The organism is Pseudomonas sp. LABIM340 (assembly GCF_040017195.2).
Classification (GTDB): Bacteria; Pseudomonadota; Gammaproteobacteria; order Pseudomonadales; family Pseudomonadaceae; genus Pseudomonas.
On the sequence record NZ_CM200227.1, the window covers coordinates 1696174 to 1713649 of the forward strand.

Sequence of the window (17476 nt, forward strand, 5' to 3'; positions counted from 1 at the left end):
CTGCAAGGCGTTTCTGCCGCGAGCAGACCAAGGGAGTAGGGATGAACCTCAAACAAAAACTGATCCTCGCCTTTTCCGCCATCGCCAGCCTGCCGGTGATCCTCGTCGCCGTGCTGGTGATCCTCAACCTGCGCGGCGAGGCGCGGGACAGCTTCATCGACGGCAGCAGCCGCGAGATCCGCCAGGTCGAAAACGCCATGCAGATCTTCTTCGACGGCATCACCCAGAACGTCGAATACCTCGCCAGCCATCCGCAGCTGGCGGCCATCGACAGCAGCCTCAAGCAGTACATCGGCGCCGACGCCGCGCAGCACCCGACCGGGGAGCTGGACAAGCGCGTCTTCGACCTCTTCACCGGCCTGGCGCAGAGCCATCCGGATTACGCCTACGTTTCCCTGGGCACCCGCGAGGGCGGCTACAGCTTCTGGCCGGGCGACGCCAAGCTGGCCAGCTATGACCCGCGCACCCGCCCCTGGTACCAGGCGGCCATGGCCCAGCCGGGCAAGACTCTGCGCACCAAGGCCTACTACTGGGCCGCGGACAAGGTGGTGCTGGTGAGCAGCGTGCGGACCTTCGCCAACCAGTTCGGCCCGCAGGGCGGGGTGGTCAATATCGACGTCTCGCTCAAGCGCCTGACCGATATCGTCAAGGCTATCCGCCTGGGCGAATCCGGCTACCTGATGCTGATGGAAGGCGACGGCACCATCCTGGTCGATCCGCACAACCCGGAGAACAATTTCAAACAGCTGGGCGAGCTGGGCGGCGATTTCCAGCGCCTGGCCAGTGCGCAGAAAGGGCTGGTGGAAGTGACTATCGGCGGCGAGCCCTACCTCGCCAACGTCTGGCCGTCCGAGACCCTGGGCTGGCGCTTCGTCGGGCTGATCAAGGAAAGCGAGGTGATGAGCAAGGCGACCCGCCTGACCTGGGGCATCGCCCTGGTGGCGGTGATCATCGCGCTGGTGTTCGCCGGCCTCGGCTCGCTGTTCGCCGGGTTGGTAGTGCGCCCGGTGCGCGCCGTGGCCGCCGGTCTTGAAGGTATCGCTCAGGGCGACGGGGATCTCACTGGCCGTCTTGCCGTACGCGGCAGCGATGAAACGGCGCAACTGGCCGGCTGGTTCAACCAGTTCCTCGATGCGATCCGCCGGTTGGTGCAGAGCATCGGCACCGCCGCCGGCAGCATCCACCAGAGCTCCGGCAGCAGCCGCGAGACCTCCCAGGCGCTGGCCGATACCGCGGCGCGCCAGCGTGAGGCGGTGGACATGGTTTCCACCGCGTTCAACGAGATGGTCATGACCGCCAACGAGGTCGCGCGCTCCTGCAGCCAGGCGGCGGAATCCGCCGACAGCGGCCAGCGCCAGGCCCACGATGGCCAGCTGCAGATTGACGAGGCGGTGGACAGCGTTGGCCGCCTGAGCGACGAGATTGCCCTCTCCGCCGACGCCATGCGTCAGCTGGAGCAGGACAGCAACGACATCCAGTCGATTCTCGGCACCATCCGCTCCATCGCCGAGCAGACCAACCTGCTGGCACTCAACGCGGCCATCGAGGCGGCGCGGGCGGGCGACCAGGGGCGTGGTTTCGCCGTGGTGGCCGACGAGGTGCGCGCGCTGGCGCGGCGCACGGCGGAGTCCACCGGGGAGATCGACAACCTGCTCGGCACCCTGGCCCGCCGCACCCACGACACCGGGCGGCAGATGCAGTCGAGCCTGGAGGCGTCGCAGCGCACTGTCGGTTCGATCCGTGAGGCGCGCGCTTGCTTCGGGGCGATCCGCGAATCGGTGGACGTGATCCGCGACATGAACGCCCAGATCGCCACTGCTGCCGAGGAACAGCACCAGGTGGCGGAGGAGATCAACCGGCACATCAGCCAGATCCACCGCGACGCCCAGGAGGTCGCCGGCCTGGCGGACGCCACGCGGGGCGATGCGCAGACCCTGAGCGGGCTGTCGGACGAGCTGAACCGGCTGGTGTCGCGGTTCAGGACCTGATGGGAAAAAAGGGGCTCGCGAAGGCGGGCCTCCTTTTTTTGCGGCTGAGAAAGGTGGTTCCCTGTAGGAGCGCGCCTGGCCCACCTGGCGCTGCGCCGGGCTCATCGGCGCGTCGGATCGATGGGTATCGCTGCGCTCCACACCATCCTACGTCCCATGCTTCATGGCAATCGTAGGGCGCATAACGCGCCAGCGTTATCCGCCGCCGCAACGGCGGATAACCTGTTCCAGGTTATTCGCCCTACGGTCCTGATCGATGGGTATCGCTGCGCTCCACGCCATCCTACGCTTGCGCCTCATGGTGGCTCCGCCGCTGGCGAAGGTAGGGCGCATCAGGACCAGCCAACAGACAAAAGAAAAGCCCCTTCTCACTCCCGCAAGAAGGGGCCTGCGCCGGACGGCGAAAGATCAGGCGGTCAGGCGAAAGCCTGCAGCGCGCCCATCTTTCCGCGGCAGTAAATCATCGGGGTGATCTGCTGGTCCGGCACGATCAGGTTCTTCACGGCGCCGACCAGGATGGCGTGGTCACCGCCTTCGTATTCGCGCCACAGCTCGCATTCGATGATGGCGGTGGCGTTCTCCAGCAACGGGTTGCCGCGTTCGCTCAGGGTCCACTCGATGCCCTGGGTCTTGTCCTTGCCCTTGCTGGCGAAGGCATAGGCCTCGCCCTTCTGGTCGGCGGAGAGCAGGTGGATGGCGAAGTGCTTGCGGCGGATCAGCACCGGGTAGGAATCGGAGCTGTAGTTGGGGCAGAACAGCACCAGCGCCGGGTCCATCGACAGGGAGCTGAAGGCGCTCGCGGTGAGGCCGACCACCTGGCCATCGTCGTCCATCGTGGTGATGACGGTGACGCCGGACGGGAAGGAGCCCATGACTTGTTTGTAGGCAGCGTGGTCGATCATTGCGAGTACCTGTCTTGTGAGCCGGCCATCGGGAGTGGTCGTTTCGTCTGATGGTATACCGTAATACTTCGAAAGCAAGCCATTTCTTTTCCCGATGGATGGACGGCGAAAGGCCGACTGTCGGCTGGAGGCTAAGGAATACGGGGCTTTCGCCGATAGGGTGAGTGTCCGCCAGACACCCCGTTGGCTACCATTCGACCAACGGTTACTCAGAAATACCTTGCCTGGTATTTGGAATACCATAATATTGCCTCCGTCACTGCAGCGCCGTTTCTGCCCGATTCAAGGCGCCGGATGACCAGACCTTACAAAGACAATAAGCAAGGCAAAAACGATGTCCGATACTCCGCTGATCGAGAACCATACCGTCGATTACGTGCCGCCGGCCGAGCGCCATGGGCGCTCCCGCGACCTGTTCACGCTGTGGTTCAGCACCAACATCGCACCGCTGCCGGTGGTCACCGGCGCGATGGCGGTCCAGGTGTTCCATCTCGACCTGCTCTGGGGGCTGATCGCCATTGTCCTGGGCCATATGTTCGGCGGCGTGTTCCTCGCCCTGGCATCGGCGCAGGGCCCGCAGATGGGTATCCCGCAGATGGTCCAGAGCCGGGGCCAGTTCGGCCGTTACGGTGCCTTGCTGATCGTGTTCTTCACCGCGCTGATCTACGTCGGCTTCTTCATTTCCAACATCGTCCTGGCGGGCAAGTCGATCCAGGGCCTGGTGCCGGCGACCCCGACGCCCGTGGCGATCATCCTCGGCGCGCTGAGCGCCACTGCCATCGGCGTGATCGGCTACCGCTTCATCCACACCCTCAATCGCATCGGCACCTGGGTGATGGGCGGCGCGCTGCTGCTGGGCTTCGTCATCATGTTCGGCGGCGACCTGCCGGCGAACTTCCTCTCCCGCGGCGCCTTCAACCTGTCCGGCTTCCTGGCCACCCTGTGCCTGGGCATCATCTGGCAGATCAGCTTCGCGCCCTACACCTCGGACTACTCGCGCTACCTGCCGGCCAGCGTCGGCATTGGCAAGCCGTTCCTGGCGACCTTCGCCGGCGCGGTGGCGGGCACCAGCCTGTCGTTCAGCTTTGGCGCCGTCGCCGTGCTGGCGACGCCGGAAGGCACCGATGCGATGGTCGCGGTCAAGCAGGCCACGGGCCTGTTCGGCCCGGTGCTGATGCTGCTGTTCCTGCTCAACATCATCAGCCACAACGCGCTGAATCTTTACGGCGCGGTGCTCTCCATCGTCACCTCGATCCAGACCTTCGCCGGCAGCTGGACGCCCAGCGTGCGGGTACGCGTGGCGTTGTCCTCGGTGGTGCTGGCGGGCAGCTGCCTGATGGCGCTGGGAGCCTCGGCAAACTTCATTTCGCAGTTCATCGGCCTGATTCTGGCGATGCTGATCGTGCTGGTGCCCTGGGCCTCGATCAACCTGATCGACTTCTACCTGATCAAGCGTGGCCGCTACGACATCAACTCGATCTTCCGCCGTGACGGCGGCGTGTATGGGCGCTTCAACCCGCACGCGATCATCGCCTACTTCATCGGCATCATCGTGCAACTGCCGTTCGCCAACACCTCGCTGTTCGTCGGCCCGTACGCCAACTACATCGACGGAGTGGACCTGTCCTGGCTGGTCGGCCTGCTGGTGACCGTCCCGCTGTACTACTGCCTGGCCACCCGCGGCCAGGCCCGCGAAGTTGGCCAGCCGGTGGCGCTGGGGATCGCGGAGTAAGGTTTCGACTTGGGTTTTACACTCTCTGCCCTGCCGGGTTTCGGTGGGGCTTTTTTTTGTCCGGATTTTTCAGGACACGCCGAGTGGTCAATCGACGCCGGCCTTGCCGGCGGATCGCGGGCATGGCCCGCTCCTACAGGGAGCACGCTCTTGCTTTGATGACTTCCAGAGGAGTATCCGCACGCGCCGAATGCCCCTTTCAGAAGGCCGAAGGTGATCGGAGTTTCAGGGGTTGAGCGACATGGATGTCGCGAGAGCGTTGTCGGGCCAGGGATGGCCCGTCAACGCGGGCCCCTGGAACTCCGAGGAACCGAGGGTACTTTTCGCGAAGCGAAAAGCCGGATGGCAGGGGCAAGCCTTTTGGTTACTTTTTGGGGGGCGGCCTTCCGTCGTTTGGAAAAGTAACTCGCCCGAGGGGGCGAAACCAGAAGTCCGCGCGCACACCGAAGCGGCGCTGGAACACCCAGATCAAAGCATCGCGAATGAAGTCCGCACCTACGGCGGAAGTGTCGGCCTAAACCTGTAGGAGCGGGCCATGCCCGCGATCCGTCGGCAGGGCCGACGTTGATCCGGACTCACGTGCTGGCTGCCACTGGCCGGTTCCTTACCCCTCGAATCCCTCGACGATGACGATATCCGCCTTCGCCACGCCCTGCCGGTGCGCGCAGGCCTCCTGGTATTCCGCCGAGCGGTAGCAGGCCACCGCCTGCTCATAGGAATCGAACTCGATCACCACGCTACGCTGAGGAGTAGGGCGCCCCTCCAGGGCCTCGGAGCGTCCGCCGCGGGCGAGGAACTTGCCGCCGTACCTGGCGAAGGCCGCCGGGGCGCGGCGGGTGTATTCGCTGTATTGCTCCGGGTCGGTGATATCGACGTGAGCGATCCAGTAAGCCTTCATGTTCACCTCTGCTTGCTGCTGTTTCGGATAAGAAATGTATTATGGTATACCAGATTTTTTCATCCACGATCCAGCCGAGTACCGCACCATGCCGTTCGACCGCATCGAAGACATCATCGAAGACTACCGCCAGGGCAAGATGGTGCTCCTGGTCGACGACGAAGACCGTGAAAACGAAGGCGACCTGCTGCTCGCCGCCGAGCGCTGCACGCCCGAGGCGATCAACTTCATGGCCCGCGAGGCGCGCGGGCTGATCTGCCTGACGCTGACCGACGAGCACTGCGCCCGCCTGGGGCTCGAGCAGATGGTACCGGCCAACGGCAGCGCCTATTCCACCGCCTTCACCGTCTCCATCGAGGCGGCCACCGGCGTTTCCACCGGCATCTCCGCCGCCGACCGCTCGCACACCGTGATCACCGCCGTGCAGCCGGGCGCTCGCGCCGAGGACCTGGTGCAGCCCGGCCACATCTTCCCCCTGCGCGCCCGCGAAGGCGGCGTGCTGACCCGCGCCGGTCACACCGAGGCGGGCTGTGATCTCGCGCGCCTGGCCGGGCTGACCCCGGCCTCGGTGATCGTCGAGGTGATGAACGACGACGGCAGCATGGCCCGTCGCCCGGACCTGGAAGCCTTCGCCAAGCGCCACGGCATCCGTATCGGCACCATCGCCGACCTGATCCACTATCGCCTGAGCAACGAGCACACCGTCGCGCGCATCGGCGAGAGCGAGCTGCCCACCGTGCACGGCACCTTCCGCCTGGTCACCTATGAAGACCGCATCGAAGGCGGCGTACACATGGCCATGGTCATGGGCGACATCAAGCGCGACGAGCCAACTCTGGTGCGCGTGCACGTGATAGACCCCCTGCGCGACCTGGTCGGCGCCGAGTACACCGGGCCGAAGAACTGGACCCTCTGGGCTGCCCTGCAGAAGGTCGCCGAGGTCGGTCACGGCGTGGTCGTGGTGCTGGCCAACAACGAATCCTCCCAGGCGCTGCTGGCCCGCGTGCCGCAGCTCACCCAGGCGCCTCGGCAGTTCACCCGCTCGCAGTCGCGCATCTATTCCGAGGTCGGCACCGGCGCGCAGATCCTGCAGGACATCGGCGTCGGCAAGATCCGCCATCTGGGCGCGCCACTGAAATACGCCGGTCTCACCGGCTACGACCTGGAAGTGGTGGAGACGCTGCCCTTCGAGGGCTGATCCGTTCGTCCGCTCGCCGTGCTGGCTTTTCGCCGGGAAACTTCAGCACGGTGAGTGTGAAAAAAGATTTCCTTTTCAATCAACTATCTGCGCAACACGAGGAACGACGGGGTGTTCACCCAAGCTTCGCTGCCACGATGGCCGGTGTCGCCGAGGACTTGCGGAAAGTTTGGAATACCATAATATGACATTCCGTAGGCCTTACAATTTCTGCCAGTCAGTGTGCCACTCCATCGCAACCTGACGACGCTACGGCCACCTGCTCCAGACAGGCGATCCACGAAGACCGCCGTGAACAATCACAACAATGAGGGCAAGCAAGATGGTGTTGAAAAAACGTGCGATCGCGGTCCTGACCGCTGCATTCCTCGGCGCAACCGGCACCGCTGCCTTCGGCGCCGACAGCCTCAGCTTCGTCAGCTGGGGTGGTACCACCCAGGATGCGCAGAAGCAGGCCTGGGCCGAACCCTTCAGCCAGTCCACCGGCATCCCCGTGGTGCAGGACGGCCCCACCGACTACGGCAAGCTCAAGGCCATGGTGGAGAGCGGCAACGTTCAGTGGGACGTGGTCGACGTCGAAGCCGACTTCGCCCTGCGCGCCGCCGCCGAGGGCCTGCTGGAGCCCCTGGACTTCAACACCATCAAGCGCGATCGCATCGACCCGCGTTTCGTCTCCGACCATGGCGTCGGTTCCTTCTATTTCTCCTTCGTGCTCGGCTACAACCAGGGCAAGGTCGGCGGCAAGCAGCCGCAGGACTGGTCGGCGCTGTTCGATACCGCCACCTACCCGGGCAAGCGCGCGCTGTACAAATGGCCGAGCCCCGGTGTGCTGGAGCTGGCCCTGCTGGCCGACGGCGTAGCCAAGGACAAGCTCTACCCGCTGGACCTGGACCGCGCCTTCAAGAAGCTCGACACCATCAAGAAAGACATCGTCTGGTGGGGCGGCGGCGCTCAGTCGCAGCAGCTGCTGGCTTCCGGCGAAGCGACCCTCGGCCAGTTCTGGAACGGCCGCATCTACGCCCTGCAGCAGGACGGCGCGCCGGTGGGCGTGAGCTGGAATCAGAACCTGGTCATGGCCGATTTCCTCGTGGTGCCCAAGGGCGCCAAGAACAAGGACGCGGCGATGAAGTTCCTGGCCAACTCCAGCAGCGCCAAGGGCCAGGCCGACTTCGCCAACCTGACCGCCTACGCCCCGGTGAACCTGGACAGCGTCAGCCAGCTCAAGGCTGACCTCGCGCCGAACCTGCCCACCGCCTACGCGCAGGAGCAGATCACCCTCGACTACGCCTACTGGGCGAAGAACGGCCCGGCGATCGCCGCACGGTGGAACGAATGGCTGGTCAAGTGAAAATGGCTGTGATGCAGCCGGGCCAGGCCGCCGGGGGCGCCAAGCGCGCCGCCGGCTCGCCGGCCCCGAAGGCAGAACCCATGCGACAGGATGAAATGCTCACCCACCGCTGGCGGGGTTTCCGCAACCTGCTGCCGGCGCTGCTGTTCCTCGGCCTGTTCTTCCTCGCCCCGCTGATCGGCCTGCTGCTGCGCGGCGTGCTGGAACCGACCCTGGGCCTGGACAACTACGCCCAGCTGTTCGCCAACTCGGCTTACTCGCGGGTGCTGTTCAACACCTTCGCGGTCGGCGCGCTGGTCACCGTGATCAGCCTGCTGCTGGGCTTCCCGCTGGCCTGGGCGATCACCCTGGTCCCGCGCGGCTGGGGCCGCATGCTGTTGAACATCGTGCTGCTGTCGATGTGGACCAGCCTGCTGGCGCGCACCTACTCCTGGCTGGTGCTGCTGCAGGCTTCGGGGGTGATCAACAAGACCCTGATGGCGCTGGGCATCATCGACCAGCCGCTGGAGATGGTGCACAACCTCACCGGCGTGGTGATCGGCATGAGCTACATCATGATCCCGTTCATCGTGCTGCCGTTGCAGGCGACCATGGCCGCCATCGACCCGATGGTGCTGCAGGCCGGCTCGATCTGCGGCGCCAGCCCCTGGACCAACTTCTTCCGGGTGTTCATCCCGCTGTGCCGGCCGGGCCTGTTCTCCGGCGGCCTGATGGTCTTCGTCATGTCCCTGGGCTACTACGTCACCCCGGCGCTGCTGGGCGGGGCGCAGAACATGATGCTGCCGGAGTTCATCGTCCAGCAGGTGCAATCCTTCCTCAACTGGGGCCTGGCCAGCGCCGCCGCTGCGCTGCTGATCGCCATCACCCTGGTGCTGTTCTACCTCTACCTGAAGCTGCAGCCGGAATCCCCGGTGGCTTCCAGTAGCGCGAGGTAAGCCATGCTGCTCTCACCCAATGCCATGAGCCGGCGCATGCGCGTCGGCCTCTACCTCACGACCGGCACCATCGCGGCCTTCCTGCTGCTGCCCATCGTGTTCATCGTCCTGCTGTCGTTCGGCTCCTCGCAGTGGCTGGTATTCCCGCCGCCGGGCTGGACGCTGAAGTGGTACGGCCAGTTCTTCTCCAACCCCGAATGGATGAGCGCAGCGTTCGCCAGCCTGAAGGTGGCGATCCTCACCACCCTCTGCTCGGTCGCCCTGGGCCTGCCCACCGCGTTCGCCCTGGTGCGCGGCAAGTTCCCCGGCCGCGAGCTGCTCTATGGGCTGTTCACCCTGCCGATGATCGTGCCGCTGGTGATCATCGCGGTGGCGGTCTACGCGCTGTTCCTCAAGCTTGGCTACACCGGCACGCTGTTTTCCTTCGTGGTCAGCCACGTGATAGTCGCGCTGCCATTCACCATCATCTCGATCATCAACTCGCTGAAGCTGTTCGACCAGTCCATCGAGGACGCCGCGGTGATCTGCGGGGCCTCGCGCCTGCAGGCGGTGATGAAGGTGACCTTCCCGGCGATCCGCCCCGGCATGGTCGCCGGTGCGCTGTTCGCCTTCCTGGTCTCCTGGGATGAAGTGGTGCTGAGCGTGATGATGGCCAGCCCGACCCTGCAGACCCTGCCCGTGAAAATGTGGACCACCCTGCGCCAGGACCTGACCCCGGTGATCGCCGTCGCTTCGACGCTGCTGATCGGCCTGTCGGTTCTTGTGATGGTGATCGCCGCCGCCCTGCGCCGGCGCAACGAAATCCGCGCCTGAGCGCCGAGGTAAATGCCATGAGTGCCGTGATCCAAGAATCCCGCGAGCAGAAGACCCTGGTCAGCCTGCGCAACCTGAACAAGTTCTATGGCGACTTCACCGCCGTGGACAACATTTCCCTCGACATCCAGGACGGCGAGTTCCTCACCTTCCTCGGCTCCAGCGGGTCGGGCAAGAGCACCACGCTGTCCATGCTGGCCGGCTTCGAGACGCCCAGCAGCGGCGAAATCCTGGTGGAAGGCCAGTCGCTGGTGAACGTGCCGCCGCACAAGCGCGACATCGGCATGGTGTTCCAGCGCTACTCGCTGTTCCCGCATCTGTCGGTGCGCGACAACATCGGTTTCCCGCTGGACATCCGCAAGCAGAAGGGCGCCGAGCGCGACCGCCGCGTCGACGCCATGCTCAAGCTGGTGCAGCTGGACAAGTTCGCCCACCGTCGCCCGGCGCAGCTCTCCGGTGGCCAGCAGCAACGCGTCGCCATCGCCCGCGCGCTGGTCTACGAACCGCGCATCCTGCTGATGGACGAACCCCTCGGCGCGCTGGACAAAAAACTGCGCGAAGACCTGCAGGACGAACTGCGCCACCTGCACCGGCGCCTGGGCATCACCATCGTCTACGTCACCCACGACCAGGAAGAGGCGATGCGCTTGTCCCAGCGCATCGCCATCTTCAGCCACGGCAAGATCGTCGGCCTGGGCAGCGGCTTCGACCTCTACCAGAACCCGCCGAATGCCTTCGTGGCCTCGTTCCTCGGCAACTCCAACTTCCTCCGCGCCCGTGCCCACGGCAACGCCGCGGCGGAGTTCGAAGGCCGCGCGCTGGCGATCCGCCCGACCGCGAACCTGCGCGAAGGCCAGGACATCCTGCTGATGGTGCGCCCGGAAAAAGCCCAGGTACTGAGCCCGGCCCAGGCCGCTGCCACGCCGTTGGCGGCCGGCTGGAACGAAATCCCGGCGAAGGTGGCCGAGACGGTGTTCCTCGGCGAGAGCCTGACCTGCAGCGTGGTCACCGCCAGCGGCGCGACCCTGACGCTGAAGGAGCTTTCCGGCAACACCCAGCCGCTGGCCCCCGGCAGCGAAGTCCGCGTGCGCTGGGCTGCCGCCGACGCGTGCGTGTATGACCAGTGGAACGAAAGCGACCTGACCAAGGGCGCGCACTGATTCGGTTCTGACGATTCATCCCTTGAACCCCCGGCTGCCGTTGTGGTGTCGGGGGCTTTTTTTGCCCGGCGTTTCTGCGGGTGGCGGTGGCATCTGGGACAACCGTCGGCCCTGCCGACGGATCGCGTGCGTGGCACGCTCCTACAGGTTGGCATGGAGGCTTGTGTAGGAGCGGGCCATGCCCGCGAACGCGCGAGTACGCGCGGTCAGACCCAGATGGCGTTCCAGAAGGGGTAATCGCCGACTCGCCGAACCAATCCTGCGCGAAGCGGGTTTGCGACCAGATAGCGTGCGGCTTTGCGCAAATCATCCTCCCGGCGTAGTGCCCGGTCATGGAAGCCTGGTGTCCATAACTCGCTGCGTCTGCCCATGGCCCGATTGGCCAGGCGGGCGCTGGCGGATTTCAGGTTCTTCACGGTGGCCTCCAGGCAGGGCTCTTCGCCTAACTGGAGCAGCCAGTGCGCATGATCAGGCATCAGGATCCAGGCCAGCATGGTGCAGCCGTTCAGCAGGTGCCGATCTTCGAAGCAGCGCGCCGCTGCACAGCCTGCTGCGAAATGGGTGAAGAAGGGTTGGCGCCGAAGCGTCGTGGTGGTGATCAGATAGACCGTATGGGGCAGGGCGACGCGGCCTTTGCGCAAAGCGGCGTGGCCGGGAGAGTGCAGGGCCATGGTCGATCCTCTTTGTGAGTGGATCGACTATCAGGTTGGCTGCTGTTCTCTGCGAGAGGAAATACCCGGAAGCCAGCCGGCTGATTCGGTGTCACCTGTAGGAGCGGGCCGTGCCCGCGAGCGCGTGAATACGCGCGGTCAACTCCAGATGACATTCCAGAAGGGGAGTCGCCAACGCACTCACCCGCTTTGGTGGGGGCACAGCGCCTGGATCAACCGTCGGCCCTGCCGACGGATCGCGTGCATGGCACGCTCCTACAGGTTGGCATTGGCGCTCGTGTAGGAGCGGGCCATGCCCGCGAACGCGCGGATACGCGCGGCTAGATCCAGGCGGTGTTCCAGAAGGGAAAATCGCAGGCACGCTTCAGCTGCTTTACGGGTGCCGATGGTGTTCGGATCAACCGTCGGCCCTGCCGACGGATCGCGTGCATGGCACGCTCCTACAGGGGATCTCGGTGCTAGCGAATGAAGTGCACCTTGCCGGTGTCGTCATTGCCCATGTAGATGCCGTACACCCCGGCCTGGCGCTCCTCGATGTAGCGTTCGAGGATCTGTCGGATCGCCGGGTAGTAGATGCACTCCCAGGGGATTTCCTCCGGGGCGAAGAACTTCACCTGCAGGGTCTCGGGGCCGTGCTCGCCGGTTTCCTCGATTACGCTGGCGCGGAAGATGATGTAGACCTCGCTGATCTTCGGCACGCTGAAGATGGAGTAGGGCGAGACTATGTCGGCGCGCACGCCGGTCTCTTCCCAGACTTCGCGCAGGGCAGCCTGCTCGGTGGTTTCGCCGTTCTCCATGAAGCCGGCCGGCAGGGTCCAGGTGCCCGGGCGCGGCGGGATGCCGCGCTGGCAGAGCAGGTACTTGCCGTCGCGCTCGATAATGCAGCCGGCAATGACCTTGGGGTTCTCGTAGTGGATGTAGCCGCAGCCCGCGCAGATCAGGCGCTCATGGGTATCCCCCGGCGGGCATTGGCGGCTGAGGCCGCCACTGCCGCAAGCGGGACAGAAGCGCGGGGCAGGCATGGCGTCAGCGGCCTATGCGCGGCTCTTTGAGCGCGATGGGGGTGGCGATGTCGCGCACGTTGCCGGCACCGTCCTGCTTGGAACGCAGGTAGTCCAGCGCGACCTTGGCGGCGGCGCGTACGTGATCGACCGAGGCCTGGTGAGCCGCGACCGGGTCGCCGCTCTTGATCGCCTCGACCATGCGTTCCATTTCCTGGTTGCTGGCGGCGCGGCGGTTTTCCTGGGACACGGAGGTGGCCCGCAGGTAGCTGATGCGCGCCTGAAGTTGGCGCAGCTGGGTGGCGGCGGTGCGGTTGCCCGAGCCTTCGAGCAGCACGTCGTAGAAGCCCTGCACCGATTCGATCACCTGCTGCAGCTCGCCGTCTTCCAGCGCCTGGCGGTTTTCTTCCAGCGCGCGCTCCAGGTTGCGGATGTCGCGGGCCTTGGCGTTGAGGGTGAAGAGCTGGACGATCAGGCCTTCGAGCACGCAGCGCAGCTCGTAGATGTCGACCGCGTCTTCCAGGGTGATGATGGCGACGCGCGGACCCTTGGCATCGGCGAACTCCACCAGACCCTCGGACTCCAGGTGGCGCAGCGCCTCGCGCACCGAAGTGCGGCTGACGCCCAGGCGATCGCACAGATCGCGCTCCACCAGGCGGTCGCCCGGCAGCAGCTGGAAGTTGAGGATGGCGCCGCGCAGCTTGTCGAGGACGATTTCGCGCAGGGTGACGGGGTTGCGATTGACCTTGAAGCTATCGTCGAGTGGCAAGCGTTTCATGGGGTCCGCTCTGTGTTCTGGCTGTCCATAGGAAGAACGATGGAGCACCTTCGGGTGCTCCATCGTCAAGTCGGGCCAGCAATCAACCACGTTCCTCGGCGTCGGCCTCGGCGAAGGCTTCGCGGGCGAGGCGGAAACTGTCCACCGCCGCGGGAACCCCGCAATAGATGCCGACCTGCAGGAGGATCTCGCGGATCTGCTCGCGGGATAACCCGTTACGCAGAGCACCGCGCACGTGCAGCTTGAGTTCGTGGGGGCGGTTGAGTGCCGAAATCATCGCCAAGTTTATCATGCTGCGTTCCTTGAGCGATAAGCCGTCCCGGCCCCAGACGTGGCCCCAGCAGTACTCGGTGACCATCTCCTGGAGCGGGCGGGTGAAGTCGTCGGCGTTCTGGATCGACTTGTTCACGTAGGCCTCGCCCAGCACCTGGGTGCGGATCGCCAGGCCTTTCTCGTATTTCTCGTTGCTCATCGCAGACTCCTACAGGGTGCAACCCAGCCTGGCGGCGGGGACGGACAAATAAAAAAGGCCGCTGCCGAGGGTGATGGCGAGCGGCCTTGGAATGCCTTAGCCGGCTATCTCCGGCAGCGCGCCGAGCTTGCCGCGGTGATAGACCATCGGGGTGACCTCCTGCTCCGGCAGGATCAGGTTCTTCACCGCGCCGACGATGATCGCGTGATCACCGCCGTCGTACTCGCGCCACAGCTCGCATTCGATGATCGCCGTGGCCTTGGTCAGCAGCGGGTTGCCCAAGTCGCTCAGGCGCCACTCGATGCCCTTGGCCTTCTCCTTGCCCTTCTTGGCAAAAGCGTAGGCCTCGGCCTGCTGGTCGGAGCACAGCAGGTGAATGGCGAACTGCTTGCTGTCACGCAGGATCGGGTAGGTGTCCGAGCCGTAGTTGGGGCAGAACAGCACCAGCGCCGGGTCGATCGACAGCGCGCTGAACGCGCTGGCGGTGATGCCGACGATCTCGCCGTCGGCATCCAGGGTGGTGACCACGGTGACACCGGACGGGAAGGAGCCCATCACTTCTTTGTAGATGCCAGGTTCGATCATCTCGTCGCTCCTCTTAGCGCATCACGAAGGGATCAGGCATGGGCGCCTGCGAGAGGTTGATCCACACCGTCTTCAGCTCGGTGTAGGCCAGCACCGAGTCGATGCCGCTCTCGCGGCCGTAGCCGCTGTTGTGGAAGCCGCCGATGGGCGCCATGGCGGACACCGCGCGGTAGGTGTTGACCCAGATGATCCCGCTGCGAACGCCACGGGCCATACGGTGGGCGCGGCCCAGGTCGCGGGTCCAGATGCCGGCGGCGAGGCCGAACTGGGAGTCGTTGGCCATCGCCAGCGCTTGCGCCTCGTCCTTGAAGCGAATGACCGAGGCGACGGGGCCGAAGACTTCTTCCTGCATGATCTTCATCGAGTTGCTGTCGCACTCGAACAGGGTCGGCTCGTAGAACCAGCCCTCGGAGTCGATCGACGGGCGCTTGCCGCCCAGGCGCAGGCGGGCGCCTTCGGCGAGGGCGTCGGCGACCAGGCCTTCGACCACGGCGAGCTGCTGCGCGGTGGCCATGGGGCCCATCTCGCTCTGCTCGTCCTGCGGGTTGCCGATGCGGATGCGCTGGGCGCGTTCCACCAGGCGAGCGACGAACTCGTCGTAGATCTCGTCCTGCACCAGCAGGCGCGAGCCGGCGACGCAGCTCTGTCCGGAGGCGGCGTAGATGCCCGCCACGGCGCCGTTGATGGCGCTGTCGAGGTCGGCGTCGGCGAAGATGATGTTGGGCGACTTGCCACCCAGCTCCAGCGACAGCTTGGCGAAGTTCTCCGCGCTGCTGCGCACCACGTGGCGCGCGGTGGCGGCGCCGCCGGTGAAGGCGATCTTGCGCACCAGCGGGTGGCGCGTCAGTGCTGCGCCGGTGCTCGGGCCGAAGCCGGTAACCACGTTGACCACGCCGGCCGGGAAGCCGGCCTCGGTAGCCAGGCGGGCCAGTTCAAGGATGGTCGCCGAGGCGTGTTCCGAAGGCTTGAGCACGATGGTGTTACCGGCGGCCAGGGCCGGGGCCAGCTTGATCGCGGTCAGGTACAGCGGGCTGTTCCACGGGATGATCCCGGCGACCACGCCCAGCGGCTCGTGCACGGTGTAGGCGAACAGGTCGGGCTTATCCAGCGGCAGGGTGCCGCCTTCGAGCTTGTCGGCCAGGCCAGCGGTGTAGTGGAAGAACTCCGGCAGGTAGCCGACCTGGCCGCGGGTCTCACGGATCAGCTTGCCGTTGTCGCGGCTTTCCAGCTGCGCCAGGTGTTCCTTGTTCTCGGCGATCAGGTCGCCCAGGCGGCGCAGCAGCTTGCCGCGGGCAGTGGCGGTGAGGCCGCGCCAGGCCGGGTCGTTGAAGGCGCGCTGGGCGGCCTGCACGGCGCGCTCGACGTCGGCTTCATCGGCATCGGGAAGTTCGGCCCAGGCTTGCGCGCGGGCGGGGTCGAGGCTCTCGAAGGTCTTGCCGGAAACGGCGTCGACCCACTGGCCATCGATGAACATCTGGAAGCGTGCGAGGGTCATGCGACATTCCCCTGTACGTGATTCTTGGAAACCTGCGCCTGTTGCAGGAAGTCGAGCAGCATCTGGTTGACCAGCCGCGGCGACTCCACCGGCATCATGTGGCGCTGTTCGTCGAGCACCGTCACCTTGGCGCCCGGTATGCGTTCGGCGAGCTCGGTGGCCATCTTCGGCGTCGAGCCCGGGTCCAGCTCACCGGTGGCGACCAGAGTCGGCACCTTGATGCTGCCCAGATCGTCCACGCGGTACATGTCCTGCGTGGCGAACAGGGTGTAGGTAGTCAGATAGCCCTGCGGATCGTTGCTGGCAAGGGTCTGGCGGATCGCGGCGATCTGCGCCGGGTTGGCGGCCTGGTACTCGCGGCTGAACCAGCGCGACAGGGCGGCCTCGGCGTTGGCGTCCGGGCCGTGTTCGGCGGCCTGACGGGTCCGCTCGATCACGCCGGCGCGCTGTTCGGCGCTGCGGTTGAACACGCTGTTCAACACCACAAGTCCGTCCAGGCGCTCGGGGTAGTGCAGGGCGAAGGCCCGCGCCACCAGACCACCCATGGAGAAGCCGATGACCGTGGCACTGGTCACGCCCAGGTGGTCGAGCAGCTCGCGCAGCTGGTCGGCGTAACCGACCAGCCCACAGTCCGGCTGCGGCAGCTGACTCGCGCCATGGCCAAGCATGTCATAGGCGATGACCTGGAAATGCGGGGCCAGACCGACGATCTGGCCGCCCCACATTTCCTTGTTCAGGCCGACGCCGTGGATCAGTACCACGGGGTGGCCCTGGCCGGTCGCCAGGTAACTGGTGCCGGCCGGTGTGCGTTCAGCGGTGAGCCGAATCATGGAGCGCTCCTGCACGGTGTGGATCACTGGGCCTGTTCGGCGGCCAGTTCTTCCAGGTCGATGTAACGGTTGCCGATGCGCGGGTGCAGACGGCCACCGTCGGCGGCGCCCAGGACCACGACGATCTCGTCGGCGCGCGGGGCGTCTTCGATCTGCATTTCCAGGGTGATGTAGTGCGAACGCAGGCCTTCGTCGTCCTTGTGCATCATCGGGATCTGGATCGAGGTGCCCGGGCCGCCACGCTTGTTGGTGAAGCTCAGGTAGCTCTTGGCGTCCACGGCCTGGCGGTAGTGGTTGCCGAAACGCAGGGTGTGGATGACGGCGGAGGCGTGCTCGATCTCGCCATCGGCGCCGACCACGGCAGCCTTGCCGTAGGCCTGGATCTTGTCAGCGCCACCGATGGCAGCGGTCAGGCGCTCCACCATCAGCGCGCCCAGCTCGGAGCAGTTGGCCTTGATCTCGGGCTTGAGGTCTTCGACGAAGCCGCGACCGGCCCACGGGTTCTTGATCACCACGGCCAGGCCGACCATGGTCACCGGGGTGTCGGTGGCCTTGCCGGCTTCGATGAAGGTCTGCTCGCTGTAGGTGACGATCTTGCGAATCTCGAAACTCATGGGTCGCTCCAGTTATGACTTCGGCTGGGTTGGGGAAGGGATTCGGTATCATGGTA

17 protein-coding genes and 1 pseudogene are annotated in these 17476 nt (G+C 65.5%); 8 read left to right on the forward strand and 10 right to left on the reverse strand.

All coding sequences use genetic code 11. The features are described 5' to 3' along the window. Positions 1-197 precede the first annotated feature (197 nt). Together ABKS89_RS08025 and ABKS89_RS08030 are read left to right on the forward strand one after the other, a co-directional pair. A pseudogene (locus ABKS89_RS08025) lies at positions 198-1082 on the forward strand (cache domain-containing protein); the annotation flags it as partial. Positions 1083-1289: 207 nt separating this feature from the next. After that, complete coding sequence (locus ABKS89_RS08030; protein ID WP_518301035.1) at positions 1290-1988, forward strand: methyl-accepting chemotaxis protein; 699 nt, start codon at positions 1290-1292, stop codon at positions 1986-1988. A gap of 416 nt (positions 1989-2404) precedes the next feature. Here the strand turns inward: ABKS89_RS08030 and ABKS89_RS08035 are convergent, their stop codons facing one another. After that, positions 2405-2890 (reverse strand): flavin reductase family protein, encoded by a 486-nt coding sequence (locus ABKS89_RS08035; RefSeq protein WP_151186231.1) that lies wholly within the window; start codon positions 2888-2890, stop codon positions 2405-2407. A 334-nt stretch (positions 2891-3224) separates the two neighbouring features. Between ABKS89_RS08035 and ABKS89_RS08040 the strand changes: the two genes are divergently transcribed. Next, the gene (locus ABKS89_RS08040; protein WP_348587776.1) at positions 3225-4622 is read left to right on the forward strand and encodes a purine-cytosine permease family protein; all 1398 of its coding nucleotides are present in this window, start codon (positions 3225-3227) and stop codon (positions 4620-4622) included. A gap of 604 nt (positions 4623-5226) precedes the next feature. Here ABKS89_RS08040 and ABKS89_RS08045 read toward each other — a convergent pair. Next, positions 5227-5520 carry a DUF1330 domain-containing protein gene (locus ABKS89_RS08045; protein WP_081517804.1) on the reverse strand — a complete coding sequence of 98 codons (294 nt, stop codon included), beginning with the start codon at positions 5518-5520 and terminating at the stop codon, positions 5227-5229. 88 nt (positions 5521-5608) lie between these two features. Here ABKS89_RS08045 and ribBA point away from each other — a divergent pair, with 88 nt between their 5' ends. From ribBA to ABKS89_RS08070, 5 genes are all read left to right on the forward strand, one after another. Beyond that, positions 5609-6718, forward strand: coding sequence for a bifunctional 3,4-dihydroxy-2-butanone-4-phosphate synthase/GTP cyclohydrolase II (gene ribBA, locus ABKS89_RS08050; protein ID WP_081517805.1), 1110 nt, complete (start codon positions 5609-5611; stop codon positions 6716-6718). Between the two features lie 322 nt (positions 6719-7040). Continuing rightward, a complete protein-coding gene (locus ABKS89_RS08055) occupies positions 7041-8066 on the forward strand; it encodes a polyamine ABC transporter substrate-binding protein (protein ID WP_348587775.1) in 1026 nt (341 codons plus the stop codon). Continuing rightward, positions 8051-9001 carry an ABC transporter permease subunit gene (locus tag ABKS89_RS08060; protein WP_518300997.1) on the forward strand — a complete coding sequence of 317 codons (951 nt, stop codon included), beginning with the start codon at positions 8051-8053 and terminating at the stop codon, positions 8999-9001. Before ABKS89_RS08055 ends, ABKS89_RS08060 begins: the two co-directional genes overlap by 16 nt. Positions 9002-9004: 3 nt before the next feature. Further along, positions 9005-9814: an ABC transporter permease gene (locus tag ABKS89_RS08065; RefSeq protein ID WP_081517808.1), complete on the forward strand. Its 810-nt coding sequence runs from the start codon at positions 9005-9007 to the stop codon at positions 9812-9814. Between the two features lie 17 nt (positions 9815-9831). Then, positions 9832-10974 carry an ABC transporter ATP-binding protein gene (locus ABKS89_RS08070; RefSeq protein ID WP_192289472.1) on the forward strand — a complete coding sequence of 381 codons (1143 nt, stop codon included), beginning with the start codon at positions 9832-9834 and terminating at the stop codon, positions 10972-10974. 206 nt (positions 10975-11180) lie between these two features. On the opposite strand, the gene ABKS89_RS08075 is transcribed toward ABKS89_RS08070, so the two are convergent. The 8 genes from ABKS89_RS08075 to ABKS89_RS08110 form a co-directional block, all read right to left on the reverse strand. Further along, complete coding sequence (locus ABKS89_RS08075) at positions 11181-11645, reverse strand: REP-associated tyrosine transposase (protein ID WP_348587773.1); 465 nt, start codon at positions 11643-11645, stop codon at positions 11181-11183. Between the two features lie 458 nt (positions 11646-12103). Then, positions 12104-12667, reverse strand: coding sequence for an NUDIX hydrolase (locus ABKS89_RS08080; RefSeq protein ID WP_138212605.1), 564 nt, complete (start codon positions 12665-12667; stop codon positions 12104-12106). 4 nt (positions 12668-12671) lie between these two features. Further along, positions 12672-13424 carry a GntR family transcriptional regulator gene (locus ABKS89_RS08085; RefSeq protein ID WP_081517812.1) on the reverse strand — a complete coding sequence of 251 codons (753 nt, stop codon included), beginning with the start codon at positions 13422-13424 and terminating at the stop codon, positions 12672-12674. A gap of 82 nt (positions 13425-13506) precedes the next feature. Further along, the gene (locus ABKS89_RS08090; protein WP_045209939.1) at positions 13507-13896 is read right to left on the reverse strand and encodes a carboxymuconolactone decarboxylase family protein; all 390 of its coding nucleotides are present in this window, start codon (positions 13894-13896) and stop codon (positions 13507-13509) included. 96 nt (positions 13897-13992) lie between these two features. Then, complete coding sequence (locus ABKS89_RS08095; RefSeq protein WP_138212607.1) at positions 13993-14481, reverse strand: flavin reductase family protein; 489 nt, start codon at positions 14479-14481, stop codon at positions 13993-13995. Between the two features lie 13 nt (positions 14482-14494). Further along, positions 14495-15976, reverse strand: a complete 1482-nt coding sequence (locus ABKS89_RS08100) for an aldehyde dehydrogenase (RefSeq protein ID WP_348587772.1) — start codon at positions 15974-15976, stop codon at positions 14495-14497. Beyond that, positions 15973-16806, reverse strand: a complete 834-nt coding sequence (locus ABKS89_RS08105; protein WP_081517816.1) for an alpha/beta fold hydrolase — start codon at positions 16804-16806, stop codon at positions 15973-15975. Before ABKS89_RS08105 ends, ABKS89_RS08100 begins: the two co-directional genes overlap by 4 nt. Before the next feature lie 23 nt (positions 16807-16829). Continuing rightward, on the reverse strand, positions 16830-17420 hold the full coding sequence (locus ABKS89_RS08110) for an amino acid synthesis family protein (protein WP_138212610.1): 591 nt from the start codon (positions 17418-17420) through the stop codon (positions 16830-16832). Between the last annotated feature and the right edge of the window lie 56 nt (positions 17421-17476).

What these genes read in the sequence shown, in the direction of transcription:
- ABKS89_RS08035 (WP_151186231.1), bottom strand. Translation starts at nt 2,890, where the DNA reads ATGATCGACCACGCTGCCTACAAACAAGTCATGGGCTCCTTCCCGTCC.
- ABKS89_RS08055 (WP_348587775.1), top strand. Translation starts at nt 7,041, where the DNA reads ATGGTGTTGAAAAAACGTGCGATCGCGGTCCTGACCGCTGCATTCCTC.
- ABKS89_RS08030 (WP_518301035.1), top strand. Translation starts at nt 1,290, where the DNA reads ATGACCGCCAACGAGGTCGCGCGCTCCTGCAGCCAGGCGGCGGAATCC.
- ABKS89_RS08040 (WP_348587776.1), top strand. Translation starts at nt 3,225, where the DNA reads ATGTCCGATACTCCGCTGATCGAGAACCATACCGTCGATTACGTGCCG.
- ABKS89_RS08105 (WP_081517816.1), bottom strand. Translation starts at nt 16,806, where the DNA reads ATGATTCGGCTCACCGCTGAACGCACACCGGCCGGCACCAGTTACCTG.
- ABKS89_RS08085 (WP_081517812.1), bottom strand. Translation starts at nt 13,424, where the DNA reads ATGAAACGCTTGCCACTCGACGATAGCTTCAAGGTCAATCGCAACCCC.
- ABKS89_RS08075 (WP_348587773.1), bottom strand. Translation starts at nt 11,645, where the DNA reads ATGGCCCTGCACTCTCCCGGCCACGCCGCTTTGCGCAAAGGCCGCGTC.
- ABKS89_RS08070 (WP_192289472.1), top strand. Translation starts at nt 9,832, where the DNA reads ATGAGTGCCGTGATCCAAGAATCCCGCGAGCAGAAGACCCTGGTCAGC.
- ABKS89_RS08045 (WP_081517804.1), bottom strand. Translation starts at nt 5,520, where the DNA reads ATGAAGGCTTACTGGATCGCTCACGTCGATATCACCGACCCGGAGCAA.
- ribBA (WP_081517805.1), top strand. Translation starts at nt 5,609, where the DNA reads ATGCCGTTCGACCGCATCGAAGACATCATCGAAGACTACCGCCAGGGC.
- ABKS89_RS08095 (WP_138212607.1), bottom strand. Translation starts at nt 14,481, where the DNA reads ATGATCGAACCTGGCATCTACAAAGAAGTGATGGGCTCCTTCCCGTCC.
- ABKS89_RS08060 (WP_518300997.1), top strand. Translation starts at nt 8,051, where the DNA reads ATGGCTGGTCAAGTGAAAATGGCTGTGATGCAGCCGGGCCAGGCCGCC.
- ABKS89_RS08080 (WP_138212605.1), bottom strand. Translation starts at nt 12,667, where the DNA reads ATGCCTGCCCCGCGCTTCTGTCCCGCTTGCGGCAGTGGCGGCCTCAGC.
- ABKS89_RS08090 (WP_045209939.1), bottom strand. Translation starts at nt 13,896, where the DNA reads ATGAGCAACGAGAAATACGAGAAAGGCCTGGCGATCCGCACCCAGGTG.
- ABKS89_RS08100 (WP_348587772.1), bottom strand. Translation starts at nt 15,976, where the DNA reads ATGACCCTCGCACGCTTCCAGATGTTCATCGATGGCCAGTGGGTCGAC.
- ABKS89_RS08110 (WP_138212610.1), bottom strand. Translation starts at nt 17,420, where the DNA reads ATGAGTTTCGAGATTCGCAAGATCGTCACCTACAGCGAGCAGACCTTC.
- ABKS89_RS08065 (WP_081517808.1), top strand. Translation starts at nt 9,005, where the DNA reads ATGCTGCTCTCACCCAATGCCATGAGCCGGCGCATGCGCGTCGGCCTC.